Source organism: Herbidospora yilanensis, from assembly GCF_001570565.1.
Lineage (GTDB): Bacteria > Actinomycetota > Actinomycetes > Streptosporangiales > Streptosporangiaceae > Herbidospora > Herbidospora yilanensis.
In genome coordinates, this window is record NZ_BBXE01000014.1 from 58725 (window position 1) to 72862 (window position 14138).

A 14138-nucleotide genomic window follows, 5' to 3' on the forward strand; every position below is an offset into this window, starting at 1 on the left:
AACCAACGGGATGTGCGGCATACTGGGAAATCGCTTTCCGGGAGGATGTCGTGGTCACGCTCGAAGACGTCGCACGCCATGCCGGGGTGTCCCTCGCCACCGCCTCACGGGTGCTGAACGGCAGTGCCCGCCAGGTGGGCGCCGGGCTCCGGGCCAAGGTCGAACAGGCCGCGGCCGAACTCGGCTACCGCACCAACGTCGCCGCCCAGACCCTCGCCCGGGGGGCCGGGAACGTGATCGGCCTGGTCGTCCACGACCTCGTCGACCCCTACTTCGCCGCCATCGCCGACGGGGCCGTGCGGGCGGCCGAGGCCCACGGGATGGTCGTCATGGTCGGCACGACCCACCGCGACCCCGCCAAGGAGATCGCCTACGTCTCCTCCCTGGGGGCGCAGCGGGCCCGCGCGGTGATCCTGGCCGGGTCGCGGACGGACGACCCCTCGGCCGCGGGCCTGCGGGCCGAGCTGGACCGTTACCGGAACGGCGGCGGCCGGGTCGCGGTCATCGGCCAGGATCTTCTCGGCACGGACACCGTCGCCGTCGCCAACCGCTCGGGGGCGGCCGCGCTGGCGGAGGCCCTGACGGCCATGGGGCACCGGCATTTCGCCATCCTGGCGGGGCCGCCCCGGCTGATCACGGCCGTCGACCGGTGCGAGGGGTTCGCGGCGGCGCTCCCCGGGCCGGCCCCGCAGATCATCCACGGGCCGTTCGACCGCGACGGCGGCCACACCGCCGCCCACTCGATCGGGCCCGACGTGACGTGTGTGTTCGCGGTCAACGACGTCATGGCGGTGGGGGCGCTGGCGGCCTTCCGCGAGCGCGGGATCCGGGTGCCCGAGGACGTCTCGCTCGCGGGCTTCGACGACATCGCGACCCTGCGCGACCTCGTCCCGGCCCTCACCACGGTCCGGCTCCCGCTGGCCGACCTGGGCGCACGGGCGGTGGAACTGGCCCTGGCCGACGACGACGGGCCCACGGTGGTGCACGTGGAGGGCGAGGTCGTGATCAGGGAGAGTGTGCGAGCCCGGTGAGATTCGCGATCAGCACGCTCGGGCTGCCGGGTTCGTCTCTCGCCGAGGCCGTCGAGGTGGCGGTCCGGCACGGGGTCGGGGGGCTGGAGCTGCGGCTTCACCCGGACATGCCGCTGGACGCCGATCCCCGCGAGGCCGGGCTGGAGGTCGTCTCGATATGCGGATACATCCGTATCGCCGAGACCGGTCCCGACGAGCCGGTGATCGACGCGCTGCGGGCACAACTCGCCCTGGCCGATCGGTTCGGGGCGCTCGGGGTGCGGGTCTTCCCCGGCGGGCCGGACGCCGAGGCCGCGCTGCGGCGGCTCGCGGCCGTCGCGGGGGAGAGCCGGGCGCGGGTGCTGGTCGAGACGCACGACCACATGGCCACCGGAGCCGCCGTGGGAGCGCTGCTCGACCGGTTCGGGCGGCCCGAGGCAGCCGGGGCGATCTGGGACGTCCTGCATCCCTGGCGGAACGGGGAGGACCCGGCCGCCACGTTCGAGGCGCTCGCGCCGCATCTCGCCTACGTCCAGATAAAGGACGCCGCCGGCGCCACGCCCCGGCCGATGGGGCTGGGCGAGGTGCCGCTGAACGTGGTCGGCGCGCTCCTGCGGGACTATCCCGGGTGGTTCTCCCTCGAATGGGAGAAGGCCTGGCATCCCGAGGTCGAGCCCCTCGACGAGGTCATACCGGGGGCTCGGGAGTGGGTGCGATCAGTCGTTCGTAGCGGGTGATCATCTCGGCCACGACCTCGTCGGGGTCCCTGGCCCAGACGTCGGCGTTGAAGATCTCGACCTCGACGTCGCCGTCGTATCCGGCCGCGCGGACCGCCTCGGTCAGCGGCCCGAAGTCGATCACGCCGTCGCCCATCATGCCCCGGCCCAGCAGGACGTCGGCCGGGAGCGGGACCAGGAAGTCGCACACCTGGTAGCCGAAGATCCTGGCGCGGGCGATCTCGGTGAGGACCTCCGGGTCCCACCACACGTGGAAGGTGTCGACCACCACCCCGACGTTCTCGTAGGGCTCGGCCAGGTCGTTGGCCTGCTTCAGGGTGGACAACACGGCCCGGTCGGCGCAGTACACGGGATGGAGGGGTTCGAGCGCCAGGCGCACCCCCGCCTGGGCCGCGTAGGGGGCGAGGACCTGGAGGGACTCCGCCACGCGGGACCGGGCGGCGGGCAGGTCCCGGGAGAAGGCGCCCAGTCCTTCGCCCGGCACCACGCCCGGAAGGCCGCCGACGACCATGACCAGGCACGACGCGTTCAGGGCCGCCGCCTCGTCGATGGCGCGGCGGTTGTCGTCGAGGGCGTCGTCTCCGCCGGTCAGGAAGCCGCCCCGGCACAGGGAGGAGACCCGCAGGCCCGCGTCGCGGACCAGCTTGACCGACTCCTCCAGGCCCTGGTCGGCGACGTTCTGCCGCCACAGGCCGATCGCCTCCAGGCCGTGCCGGGCGCAGCCCTCGACGGCCTCGCGGACGGTCCACCGTCTGGTCGTCCACTGGTTCAGGGACAGGCTCATCGGCCGTACACCGCCTCAAGCGAGCTCATGCGGGCGGCGGCGAGGTCGGGGTCGGCGATCAGGCCGGCGCGCCCGGCCAGGCGGTGCACCTCGCGGAGGTGGGGGAGGGAGCGGGCCGACTGGGCGCCGTTGACCATGACGAAGGCGTCCTGGTGGCCGTTGAGCCAGGCCAGGAAGACGATGCCCGTCTTGTAGTGGAAGGTGGGGGCTTCGAAGATCTTCCGGGACAGGTCGACCGTGGGGGCCAGGAGGCGGTCGTACTCGTCGAGGTCGCCGGCGTCCAGGGCGGTCAGGGCCGCCGACGCCACGGGGGCGATGGCGTCGAAGATGCCGAGCAGGGCGTGCGAGCCCGACTTGATCAGGGACGGGTAGTTGAAGTCGTCGCCCGTGTAGAGGCGCACCCCCTCCGGCAGCGCCGCGCGCAGCGCGACCTCGTGGGCCTCGTCGAGCAGCGAGACCTTCACCCCCTCGATCTTCGCGGCGTTCTCCCTGACCAGGGTCAGGAACTCGGCCGTCGCCTTCTCGACGTCCGGGGAACCCCAGTAGCCCGCCAGGTTGGGGTCGAACATCTCGCCGAGCCAGTGGAGGATGGCCGGGCGGCCGACCTCGGCCAGCAGGCGGCCGTAGATCCGGTGGTAGTCCTCCGGGTGCCGGGCGGCCGCCGCGAGCTGCCGCGACGCCATGATGATCACACCCGCCCCGGCCTCCTGGACGGTGGCGATCTGCTCCAGGTAGGCGTCGAGCACGTCTTCCAGGCCGGCCGGGCCGGTGAGCTGGTCGGTGCCGGCGCCGCAGGCCACCAGGTCGGGGGCCTCGGCCGCGCTCAGCCTGATCAGCTCCTTGGTCGCCGCCCAGTCGAGGCCGGCGTTGCGCTGGGCGGTGTCCATGGCGTCGGCGACGCGGAAGCCGTGGGACCACAGGTGCCGGCGGTAGTGGAGCGTGGCCTCCCAGTCGACGACGGCCGGTCTGCCCGGTGTGTTGTCGGCGAGCGGATCGGCCACGACGTGGGCGGCGGCGTACACGACCCTGCTTTTGAAGGTCTTCACGACGTCACCGCCATGCGGCGGCCCTCGGCCGCCGAGCGGAGGCCCAGCTCGGCCAGCAGCACCCCGCGCGCGCCGGAGCGCAGCGTGTAGGGGAACGGCGCGTCGTCGACCACGTGGCGCACGAACCGCTCCCACTGGACCTTGAAGCCGTTGTCGAACTCGGTGTTGTCGGGGACCTCCTGCCAGCCGTCGCGGAACCTGGCCGTGGCGGGCAGGTCGGGGTTCCAGACCGGTTTGGGGGTGGCGCTGCGGTGTTGTACGCGGCAGCCGCGCAACCCGGCGACCGCGCTGCCGTGGGTGCCGTCGACCTGGAACTCCACCAGTTCGTCGCGGTTCACCCGGACCGCCCACGACGAGTTGATCTGGGCGACCGCGCCGCCGCCGAGCTCGAACACCGCGTAGGCGGCGTCGTCGGCGGTCGCCGCGTAGGCCTGCCCGCGCTCGTCCCACCGCTCGGGGATATGGGTCGTGACGTGGGCGTAGACCGAGGTGACCGGGCCGAACAGGTTCTCCAGCACGTAGGCCCAGTGGGGGAACATGTCGAGCACGATCCCGCCGCCGTCTTCGGCGCGGTAGTTCCACGACGGGCGCTGCGCGGCCTGCCAGTCGCCCTCGAACACCCAGTAGCCGAACTCGCCCCGGATCGACAGGACACGCCCGAAGAACCCGCCGTCGATGAGCCGCTTCAGCTTCAGCAGGCCCGGCAGGAACAGCTTGTCCTGCACGACGCCGTTCTTCACCCCGGCGTTCTCGGCCGTGGCGGCCAGTTCCAGCGCCTCGGCCGAGGTCTCGGCGGTCGGCTTCTCGCAGTAGACGTGCTTGCCGGCCGCGATGGCCTTCTTCGTCGCCTCGACCCGGGCCCGGGTGATCTGCGCGTCGAAGTAGATCGTGTTGGCCGGGTCGGCCAGCGCGGCGTCGAGATCGGTGGTCCAGTCGGCGACGTCGTGCGTGGCGGCGAGCTCCTTGAGCTTGGCCTCACTCCGCCCGACCAGCACCGGCCGCAGCCTGACCTTCGAGCCGTCGGCGAGCACGACCCCGCCCTCGGCGTTGATCGCCAGCACCGACCGCACCAGATGTTGCCGGTATCCCATCCGCCCGGTGACCCCGTTCATCACCACGCCAAGCTCGGCCATGCGGTCCTCCTTCAGTGGAAAGCGCTTTCCGCACGGTACGTCGGCGCGCTCCCGGAACGCAAGGGTTCTGATTAACTAGGCAAACGACCAGCAAAAAGGGAGTGTGTGTTGAGTCAGTGGTGGCGTGACGCCGTCGTCTACCAGGTCTACCCCCGCAGCTTCGCCGACGGCAGCGGCGACGGCACCGGCGACTTCGCCGGAGCGCTGGCCCGGCTGCCCCATCTGGCCGATCTGGGCGTCGAGGCCGTCTGGTTCTCGCCCTTCTACCCCTCGCCGCTGGCCGACGGCGGCTACGACGTGGCCGACTACTGCGACGTCGACCCCCGCTTCGGCACCCTCGCCGACTTCGACGCCTTCGTCGCCGCGGCGGCCGGCCACGGCATCCGGGTGATCGTCGACATCGTGCCCAACCACTGTTCGTCGGCCCACCCGGCGTTCCAGGCGGCCCTCGAAGCCGGTCGGGGCAGCCCCGAGCGCGACCTGTTCATGTTCCGCGACGAGCCCAACAACTGGCAGTCGATCTTCGGCGGCCCGGCCTGGACGCAGGTCGACGACGGGCAGTGGTACCTGCACCTGTTCGACTCCTCCCAGCCCGACTGGAACTGGCGCAACCCGGCCGTCCCGGCGATGTTCGAGAAGGTCATCCGGTTCTGGCTCGACCGGGGCGTCGCGGGCCTGCGCGTCGACGTGGCCCACGGCCTGTTCAAGGACCCCGACCTGCCGAACGTCCCCGACCCGGCGCCCTCCGACCGCCCCTCGCCGTGGTTCCACCGCCCCGAGCTCATCGGCCACTACGCGTCGTGGCGGGCCATCCTCGACTCCTACTCGCCCGACGTCTTCCCCGGCGAGCGCACGGCGGTCGGCGAGTTCTGGGGCACCGAGATCACCCACCTGGAGCCCTACTTCCGCCCCGGCGGCATGCCCCAGGCCTTCAACTTCTTCCTGTTCCAGACCGCCTGGGACGCCGCCGCCCTCAAGCACACCATCGCCACCTCGATCGGCCTGGCCGCCGAATCAGACGTGGTCGCGCCCTGGGTGATCAGCAACCACGACGTGGTGCGCCCGGTGACCCGCTACGGCGGCGGCCCGCTGGCCACCCGCGACCTCGACGTGGACGTCGCCCTCGGCACCCGCCGCGCCCGCGCCGCAGCCCTGCTGCTGCTCGCGCTCCCCGGCTCGGCCTACGTCTACCAGGGCGAGGAACTCGGCCTCCCCGAGGTCATCGACATCCCCGACGCCTTCCGCGACGACCCCGTCTTCCACCGCACGGCGGGCGCCCGCCTCGGCCGCGACGGCTGCCGCGTGCCCATTCCGTGGTCCGGCACGGCCAAGCCCTACGGCTTCACCGAAGCGGAGTCGACCTGGTTGCCCCAGCCGGCGAACTGGGCCGCGCTGACCGTCGAGGCCCAGCGGGCCGACCCCGGCTCGACGCTGAACCTCTACAAGCGCGCCATCGCGGCCCGTCCGCGCGGGGGCGCCTTCACGTGGCTCGACAGGGGCGACGAGGTGATCGCCTTCACCCGGGGTGACGGGTTCACCTGCGTGGTCAACCTGTCGGCGCGGACGCTGCCGGTGGAGGGGGAGGTCATCCTGGCGAGCGGGCCGCTGGAGGGCGGCCTGCCGCAGGACACGGCGGTGTGGCTGCGGTCGTAGGTCGCGCGGCCTGATGGTCTGAGACTGGCAGAAGGGCATCGTCGAGGACGAAATCGCCCCTCTGCTAGATCTCGCCCTTGATCTCCAGGCGCTGGAGCGCCCGTGACATCGGATGGGCCGCCAGCCCGATCTGCCACTCGCGGGCACCCAGCGCCCGCAACCGCTCCGAGATCGCCTCTTCGTCGAGGTCGGCCGGAGGCTCCCAGGTCAGCCGGCGCACCGCGTCGGGCTGGAGGAGGTTCTCGGTCGGCATGCGGTGTTCGTCGGCCAGGGCGGCGACCACCGCGCGGGCGGCGGCCAGGCGTTTGGCGGCGGCCGGGTCGCGGTCGGCCCAGCGGTTCGCCGGGGGCGGGCCGTCGCCGGGGCCGAGGGGCTGGGGCAGCTCCGATTCGGGCATGGTGCGGCCGCGGGTGATGGCGGCCAGCCATTCGCGCAGGTGGCGGCGGGCGCTGCGGCCGGTGAAGGGGGCGATCTCGGTCAGCGACTTGGTGGTTCGGGGCAGGTCGAGGGCGGCCTGGACGATCGCCGAGTCGGGCAGCACCCGGCCCGGGGCCAGGTCGGTCTCGCGGGCCAGGGCGTCGCGGATGTTCCACAACTCGCGGACCACCGCCAGGCCGCGCAGGGCGCGCACCCGGTGGATGCCGCTGGTGCGGCGCCACGGGTCGGTGCGCGGGGGAGCCGTGGGGGCGGTCAGGATGGCCGCGAACTCCTCCATGGCCCAGTCGAGTTTGCCGGTCTCGGTCAGCTCGGCGTGGAGGGCGTCGCGGAGCTCGATCAGGACCTCGACGTCGAGGGCGGCGTAGCGGAGCCAGTCTTCGGGCAGCGGACGGGTCGACCAGTCGGCGGCCGAGTGGCCCTTCACCAGGCCGAAGCCCAGGACGACCTCGACCATGGTGCCGAGGCCGACGCGTTCGTAGCCGAGCAGCCGGCCGGCCAGCTCGGTGTCGAACAGCCGCCGCGGCCGGAAGCCGATCTCGGCCAGGCACGGCAGGTCCTGCGTCGCGGCGTGGAGCACGACCTCGGCGCCGGACAGGGCGGTGTCGAGGTCTGACAGGTCGGGGCAGGCGATCGGGTCGATGAGCGCGCTCCCACTGCCCGCCCGCCGGAGTTGCACGAGGTAGGCCCGGCCGCTGTAGCGGTAGCCGGAGGCCCGCTCGGCGTCGACGGCAACGGGGCCGGTCCCGCCCGCGAAAGCGGTCACCGCCGTCGCGAGGTCGGCGGCCTCCGCTATGACGGGCGGGATCCCTTCGCGAGGTTCCAGCAGAGGCTGAACGGCTGTCTCATCGGTCACGTACTGGTCTTCCGGTCTGTCTCTTCATCGGTGCGTCTCGGCCGCAGGGCCGTGACATCGGGCGGCAGGGGAGGTATCCCGGCGGCGATGCACATCAGGTCGCACCAGGCGGCGACGTGCGCGGAAAGATCCTCGTCGAGAGGCGACCATGACGCGCGCAGTTCCAGCTCGGTCGTGACGGGATCGTTGTCCTTGTTCCCGAAACCCTCCGACACCGCTCTGGTAACCGTACCTCCCGCGGCGGCGAACCCGGCGCCGTGGGTCTCCAGCGCGTCGGTGAGCCAGCTCCACGCCACCGGGCCGAGCAGGGGGTCGGAGGTGATCTCCGGCTCCATGTCGGCGCGCACGTAGGCGACCAGCCGGAAGGGGCCCTCCCAGCCGCGCTGGCCGTCGGGGTCGAACAGGACGATGAGCCGGCCCACGGCCAGTTCGTCGTCGTCGCGGTAGACCGACGCGCCCACGGCGCCCGAATAGGGGGCCAGCCGCTGCGGCGCCGGGATGTCTTCGAGCTCGATCTCGGGGCGTACGGTCGCGGGGCGCAGCGTGGCCATGGCACGGGCGAACGCCTCCGGCGGCCCCGGGCGGTCACCGATCGGCATGACGGGCGCGGTGGCGGGTCGCGGGACGAGACGGAGCAGGGGGGTGGTCGTCGCGGTCATCTGTGGTGATCAAGCCGCCGCCATCATCAGGAACAGGGCGCTCCCGCAGATCACGCACGACCACTCGGGGCACACCTCGTGACCCTCCTCGCAGGGCGGCTGTGTGAACTCGCGCTCGGTGTCGCAGGAGGCACAGCGCTCAGTGCGGTGTTCGGGGGAACTCCACATCGAAGTCATCGCCCTTTCATCGGAACCGGTCCGTCCGACGGTGGCACGTCGCGCCGACAAAACCCCGCATCGCGCTCGGCGTGTCTCGAAAGTGGTATTGGAATCGATGCCGGAGCCCTATTTGGCGAACACTTTGCCTAGAGCGGCGTTCACGAGGCGTTTGACCGGGGTGTCGCGAGGGCCCAACGATACCGATCATTGGGTGGTCCTGTACCCGGGGTCCTGGCACGGACCGGCGTCCGGGCGTGGGACTCTGGTGGGGTGAATCCCCAGCTGGCCGAGTCGCCTTTCCTGCTGGCCTGCCGCCGTCGGCCAGTGCCCCACACGCCCGTCTGGTTCATGCGCCAGGCGGGCCGTTCGCTGCCCGAGTACCGCAAGGTCCGCGAGGGCACCGAGATGCTGGCCGCGTGCGCGACCCCCGACCTGGTCGTGGAGATCACGATGCAGCCGGTCCGCCGCTACGGCGTCGACGCGGCCATCTTCTTCAGCGACATCGTGGTGCCGCTCAAGGCCATCGGGATCGACATCGACATCAAGCCCGGCGTGGGTCCCGTCGTCGCCGACCCGATCCGCGACCAGGCCGGGATCGGGCGGCTGCGCCCGCTCGCGCCCGACGACGTCCCCTACATCACCGAGGCCGTGACCGAACTGGTCGCGGAGCTCGGCGCGACCCCGCTGATCGGGTTCGCCGGCGGGCCGTTCACCCTCGCGTCCTACCTGATCGAGGGCGGCCCCTCGAAGAACCACGACCACACCAAGGCCATGATGTACGGCGCCCCCGAGCTCTGGCACGCGCTCATGGACCGGCTGACCACCATCACGCTGGCGTGGCTGAAGGTCCAGGCCGACGCGGGCGCCTCGGCGCTGCAGCTCTTCGACTCGTGGGTGGGGGCGGTCGCGCCGCTCGACTACCGGGAGTTCGTGTTGCCGTACACCTCGAAGATCTTCGCCGGGCTCGAAGAGCTCGGCGTCCCGCGCATCCACTTCGGGGTCGGCACCGGCGAGCTGCTGCCGGTCATGGGCGAGGCCGGGGCCGACGTCGTCGGGGTCGACTGGCGGGTGCCGCTCGACGAGGCGGCCAGGCGGGTCGGGGCCGGCAAGGCGCTCCAGGGCAACCTCGACCCGGCGATCCTGCTGGCTCCGTGGGAGGTCGTCGAGAAGCGGGCCCGCGCGGTGATCGAGGCCGGGCGGGCGGCCGAGGGCCACGTGTTCAACCTCGGCCACGGAGTGCTCCCGTCGACCGACCCCGGCCAGGTGGCCCGGCTGACCGACCTCGTCCACGAACACAGCGCCCGCTGATGAGGATCGTGGTCGACGACCTCTCGGGGCCGGAGATCGCGGCCTTCCTGGAGGAGCACATCCGGGAGATGCGCGCCACCACCCCGCCCGAGAGCAAACACGCCCTCGACCTCGACGGCCTGCGCCGCCCCGAGGTGACCTTCTGGTCGGTGCGCGACGAGGGCGTGATCGTCGCATGCGGCGCGATCAAGGCGCTCGACGACGTCCACGCCGAGGTGAAGTCGATGCGGACCGCCGCCGCGCGCAAGCGCAGCGGGGTCGCGTCGCTGCTCCTCGGCCACCTCATCGCCGAGGCCGCCCGCATGGGGTTCACCCGGCTGAGCCTGGAGACGGGCTCGGCCGAGTTCTTCGCCCCGGCCAGGTCCCTGTACGAGAAGTTCGGCTTCACCTACTGCGAACCCTTCGCCGATTACCGCCCTGATCCGCTGAGCGTCTTCATGACCAGGGAGCTGGTCTGACAGGGTGACCCCATGCGGGCCGCTCTCCTCTCGGCGTCACTGCTCCTGCTGATCGCCTCGCCCTTCCTGCCCGGGGGATACGACCCCCTGGCGCTGCCCCTGTCCACCCTGGTGCAGATCTTCGGGGGAGTGGGCCTGCTCGCCGTGGTCACCTCGGCGCCGCTGCTGGTCTGGCCGCGCAACCGGTTCTGGCGGGTCGCCCAGACCGTCAGCCTGACGATCACCGCGCTGGCGGTCTCGGCCGCCGCGGCGGCCGAGTCGGGGCTGCTCCTGGGGCTCGGGACGCTCGTGTTGTGGGTGGCCGTGCTCGCGCGGCGGCCCTCGCCGGTCTACTTCGTGGTGCTGCCGCTCGTCGCGCTGGCGGGACAGGCCGTGCTCAACCGCCCGCTGACCGCCTACGCCCGCGACACCGCCGTCGCCAACGCCGCCGAGATGATCGCGGCTGTCGAGAGGCGCCATACCGACCTGGGCGGCTACCCCGACGCGCTCACCGCCGTCCGGCCCGACTACCGGCCGGGGGTCAGGGGGGTCGGGCGGTATCACTACGCGAAGAACGGGGATTCGTACGACATCTCCTTCGAACTGCCCCGGTTCTTCTTCGACGCGTTCGGGACCAGGGAGTTCGTCGTCTACAACCCCAGCGACCGGCACCTGATGCCGGCCCACGCCTCCTGGGTGCTGCTGTGGTCCGACGCCCGGCTCCGCAACCAGCAGGGCTGGTACGAGTCCCGCGACGCCGGACCACCGCACTGGAGGTCATTCCTTTTCGACTAGCTCCTCCTCGTGCTCCCGCGAGGCGGTGACGGGGGCCGGGACCGGCTGGCGGCGGCGCATCCGGCGCCACCACGGCAGCGCGAGCAGGGCCAGGACCGCCAGCACGGCCAGCCACGGCAGCAGCGCGCCCAGAATCGTCGAGAGGGCGTCGGCGAAGTTCTTCAGGCCGGTCCAGCCCGCCTTCAGGCCGGCCAGGAAGCCCGTCTCCTCCTCGACCGGCTGGACCGGCGGCGCCGACGGGCCGACGAGGGTGATCGTCACCGTCGCCATGCCGGTCTGCTCGGCCAAAGACTTCTGCCGGGCCTGGAGGGCCTCCAGGTCGGCGGTGCGGGCCTGGATCTCCCGCTCGATGTCCATGATCTCGCCGATCTTCTCGGCCTTGGTGAGCAGCGTGCGGAACTGCGCCACCGCCGCCTCCGCCGACTTCACCCGGGCCTCGACGTCGGCGACCTCGCCGGTGACGTCCTGGGTGCCCTGGTGCAGCGACTCGGTGGTGCCGAGCTCCTTGCCCAGGCGGGTCAGCGTGCCGGGGTACCGACCCGGCGGGATCTTGAACGTGAGCGTCGACTCCTGGCGGGCGGCGAAGGAGTTGGAGCGCTCCTCCGCGACGTAGCCACCGGCCTCGGTGACCATGCGCTTGGCCGATTCGGCGGCGGCGGCCACGTCCTTGGCCCGGACCGTCATCTCGGCCGTGTAGATGATCGCTCGGTCGGCGGGGGCGAGCGTCATGTTGCCGCCGGTGTCGGCCGCCTTGGCCTCCTCGCCCGCGGCGTCTCTGGCCTGGGGCTCGGCGGCGGGAGCGGCCGCCTCCGAGCTCAGGGCGGGGGCTTCCGCCGCCCCGCCCATCGCAGGGGCGCTCGCCGACTCCGAGCCGCCGCCCGCGCACGCCGTCAGGAGGAACGCCGCAACCACAAGCGGCAGTACCGCGCGTGAGCGCAAAGTGTTCATGACCCATTGACGTTCTCCGTGCGTGATCGGTTTTGGGCGGCGCGTCACGACTCAGTCACGGCCTTAGGGTGAAGCTCATGGAGCGTTTTCACGTCGTCGTCGTGGGCGGCGGCATCGCCGGGCTCGCCGCCGCATGGCACCTGAGGAACGACCGGATCAGGGTGACCGTGCTCGACGGCGCGAGCCGGATCGGCGGCAAACTGGTCGCCACCGACGTGGCCGGGGTGCCGGTCGACGCGGGCGCCGAGTCGCTGCTGGCCCGCCGCCCCGAGGGCGTCGAGCTGGCCCGGCTGGCGGGGCTCGGCGGCGACCTGGTCGATCCCGGCACGACCAGCGCCTCCATCCTGTCCCGGGGCGAGTTGCGGCCGATGCCGAAGGGCCAGGTCATGGGCGTGCCGTCCGATCTGGTGGCGCTGGCCCGCTCGGGCGTGTTGTCGCCGGCCGGGCTGGCCCGGGTGCCGCTCGACCAGGTGCTGCCCGCGACCCTCGTGACGACCGACGTCTCGGTCGGCTCCTACGTCCGGGCGCGCATGGGCGACGAGGTGGTCGACCGGCTGGTCGAGCCGCTGCTCGGCGGCGTCTACGCCGGGTTCGCCGACCGGCTCTCGCTGGAGGCGACCATGCCGTCGGTGGCCGCGGCGGCCCGGTCCGAGGCGTCGCTGCTGCGGGCCGCCCGCGAGATCGCCGGCGCCGCGCCGGCGAACGCCGGGCACGTGTTCACGTCGTTGAAGAACGGGATGGGCAGCCTGCCGCCCGCGCTGGCCGCCGCGTCCGGAGCCGAGGTCCGCACCGGGGTGATGGTGCGTGAGCTGGCCCGTACGCCCGCCGGCTGGCGCCTGACCACCGGCCCGACCCGCGACGAGCACACCGTCGAGGCCGACGCGGTCGTGGTGGCCGTGCCGGCGACCCCGGCCGCCCGCCTCCTCGAACGCGAGGTCCCCAAGGCCGCCGCCGAACTGGCCCGGATCGAATACGCCAGCATGGCGATCGTCACCCTCGCCTACCCGATCGAGGCCTTCCCGCAGCTCCCCGGCGGCAGCGGCTACCTGACCCCGCCCGTCGAGGGCCGCGCGGTGAAGGCGGTCACCTTCTCCAGCGTGAAGTGGCCCCATCTGGGCGGTCACGGCTACGTCTTCGCCCGCTGCTCGCTCGGCCGCCTGGGCGAGGAGCGGCTGCTCCAGCGCGACGACACCGAGCTGGTCGCCCTGGCCATGAACGAGATGACCGAGATCATGGGGGTACGCGGCCTCCCGGCCGACACCCGGGTCACCCGCTGGGGCGGCGCGCTGCCGCAATACGAGGTCGGCCACAACGACCGGGTCGCCCGGGTCCGCGCGGCCGTGGCCGCGGTCCCCGGCCTGGCCGTCTGCGGCGCGGCCTACGACGGCGTCGGCATCCCCGCCACGGCCGCGACCGCCCGCGCGGCGGCCGCCCGGATTCTCGACCACCTGGATCCCCGGGCAGAATGGCGGCATGACGGACGGCACCCCGCGGCTCAAGGCGCGTGACCTCAACAACGTGATCCGCTACACCATGTGGTCGGTCTTCCGGCTGCGCGAGGGCCTCCCGGCCGAACGCGACGCCGTGGCCGAAGAGGTGGCCGAGCTCCTCGGCCAGCTCGGCGAGAAAGACGTGGTGACCCGCGGCGCCTACGACGTGGCCGGGTTCCGCGCCGACGCCGACTACATGTTCTGGTGGCACGCCCCGACGCCCGAAGACCTCCAGGAGGTCTACGCCCGGTTCCGCCGCACCGCCCTCGGGCGGGCCAGCGAGCCGGTCTGGTCGGCGATGGCGCTGCACCGCCCGGCCGAGTTCAACAAGTCCCACATCCCGGCGTTCCTGGCCGAGGAGGAGCCGCGCGGCTTCGTGTGCGTCTACCCGTTCGTGCGGTCGCTGGAGTGGTACCTGCTCGACGACTCCGAGCGCCGGGCGATGCTGGCCGAGCACGGCCAGATGGCCCGTGACTACCCCGACGTCCGCGCCAACACGGTCGCCTGCTTCGCGCTGAACGACTACGAGTGGATGCTCGCCTTCGAGGCCGACGAACTGCACCGCATCGTCGACCTGATGCGCCACCTGCGCGGCGCGAAGGCCCGGGAGCACACGCGGGTGGAGATCCCCTTCTACACGGGGTCGCGCAAACCCGTCACCGAACTGGTCAACGCCCTGCCTTGAGCA

At 72.4% G+C, this 14138-nt stretch carries 14 protein-coding genes; 8 read left to right on the forward strand and 6 right to left on the reverse strand.

Features of this window, described 5'->3' with window-relative positions:
• Window positions 1–50: 50 nt before the first annotated feature.
• A complete protein-coding gene (locus tag AW273_RS04665) occupies window positions 51–1031 on the forward strand; it encodes a LacI family DNA-binding transcriptional regulator (RefSeq protein WP_062345563.1) in 981 nt (326 codons plus the stop codon).
• Window positions 1028–1747, forward strand: a complete 720-nt coding sequence (locus tag AW273_RS04670) for a sugar phosphate isomerase/epimerase family protein (protein ID WP_062345565.1) — start codon at window positions 1028–1030, stop codon at window positions 1745–1747. Before AW273_RS04665 ends, AW273_RS04670 begins: the two co-directional genes overlap by 4 nt.
• Here AW273_RS04670 and AW273_RS04675 read toward each other — a convergent pair.
• From AW273_RS04675 to AW273_RS04685, 3 genes are read right to left on the reverse strand one after another with little or no spacing between them, the layout of a single operon-like run.
• Window positions 1698–2531: a sugar phosphate isomerase/epimerase family protein gene (locus AW273_RS04675; RefSeq protein WP_062345568.1), complete on the reverse strand. Its 834-nt coding sequence runs from the start codon at window positions 2529–2531 to the stop codon at window positions 1698–1700. The two genes, AW273_RS04670 and AW273_RS04675, sit on opposite strands and share 50 nt — an antisense overlap.
• Window positions 2528–3577 (reverse strand): dihydrodipicolinate synthase family protein, encoded by a 1050-nt coding sequence (locus AW273_RS04680; protein ID WP_083949509.1) that lies wholly within the window; start codon window positions 3575–3577, stop codon window positions 2528–2530. Before AW273_RS04680 ends, AW273_RS04675 begins: the two co-directional genes overlap by 4 nt.
• Window positions 3574–4710: a Gfo/Idh/MocA family protein gene (locus AW273_RS04685; RefSeq protein WP_062345569.1), complete on the reverse strand. Its 1137-nt coding sequence runs from the start codon at window positions 4708–4710 to the stop codon at window positions 3574–3576. Before AW273_RS04685 ends, AW273_RS04680 begins: the two co-directional genes overlap by 4 nt.
• A gap of 105 nt (window positions 4711–4815) precedes the next feature.
• Between AW273_RS04685 and AW273_RS04690 the strand changes: the two genes are divergently transcribed.
• On the forward strand, window positions 4816–6363 hold the full coding sequence (locus AW273_RS04690) for an alpha-amylase family glycosyl hydrolase (RefSeq protein WP_062345570.1): 1548 nt from the start codon (window positions 4816–4818) through the stop codon (window positions 6361–6363).
• Window positions 6364–6427: 64 nt separating this feature from the next.
• Here AW273_RS04690 and AW273_RS04695 read toward each other — a convergent pair whose 3' ends face one another.
• Together AW273_RS04695 and AW273_RS04700 are read right to left on the reverse strand one after the other, a co-directional pair.
• Window positions 6428–7654, reverse strand: coding sequence for an HRDC domain-containing protein (locus tag AW273_RS04695; protein WP_062345572.1), 1227 nt, complete (start codon window positions 7652–7654; stop codon window positions 6428–6430).
• Window positions 7651–8253 carry a DUF3000 domain-containing protein gene (locus AW273_RS04700; protein ID WP_062346105.1) on the reverse strand — a complete coding sequence of 201 codons (603 nt, stop codon included), beginning with the start codon at window positions 8251–8253 and terminating at the stop codon, window positions 7651–7653. Before AW273_RS04700 ends, AW273_RS04695 begins: the two co-directional genes overlap by 4 nt.
• Before the next feature lie 489 nt (window positions 8254–8742).
• Between AW273_RS04700 and hemE the strand changes: the two genes are divergently transcribed.
• The 3 genes from hemE to AW273_RS04715 are packed head-to-tail and all read left to right on the forward strand — an operon-like array spanning window position 8743 to window position 11012.
• Window positions 8743–9780 (forward strand): uroporphyrinogen decarboxylase, encoded by a 1038-nt coding sequence (gene hemE / locus AW273_RS04705; RefSeq protein ID WP_083949510.1) that lies wholly within the window; start codon window positions 8743–8745, stop codon window positions 9778–9780.
• On the forward strand, window positions 9780–10238 hold the full coding sequence (locus tag AW273_RS04710; RefSeq protein ID WP_062345574.1) for a GNAT family N-acetyltransferase: 459 nt from the start codon (window positions 9780–9782) through the stop codon (window positions 10236–10238). Before hemE ends, AW273_RS04710 begins: the two co-directional genes overlap by 1 nt.
• Before the next feature lie 12 nt (window positions 10239–10250).
• Complete coding sequence (locus AW273_RS04715; protein ID WP_062345575.1) at window positions 10251–11012, forward strand: hypothetical protein; 762 nt, start codon at window positions 10251–10253, stop codon at window positions 11010–11012.
• On the opposite strand, the gene AW273_RS04720 is transcribed toward AW273_RS04715, so the two are convergent.
• Window positions 10995–11924, reverse strand: coding sequence for a DUF4349 domain-containing protein (locus tag AW273_RS04720; protein ID WP_198168007.1), 930 nt, complete (start codon window positions 11922–11924; stop codon window positions 10995–10997). The genes AW273_RS04715 and AW273_RS04720 overlap by 18 nt on opposite strands.
• Window positions 11925–12037: 113 nt before the next feature.
• On the opposite strand from AW273_RS04720, the gene hemG reads away from it, so the two are divergent.
• The gene (gene hemG / locus AW273_RS04725) at window positions 12038–13468 is read left to right on the forward strand and encodes a protoporphyrinogen oxidase (RefSeq protein WP_062345580.1); all 1431 of its coding nucleotides are present in this window, start codon (window positions 12038–12040) and stop codon (window positions 13466–13468) included.
• Window positions 13434–14135 (forward strand): hydrogen peroxide-dependent heme synthase, encoded by a 702-nt coding sequence (hemQ, locus tag AW273_RS04730; RefSeq protein ID WP_062345582.1) that lies wholly within the window; start codon window positions 13434–13436, stop codon window positions 14133–14135. Before hemG ends, hemQ begins: the two co-directional genes overlap by 35 nt.
• Window positions 14136–14138: the final 3 nt, after the last annotated feature.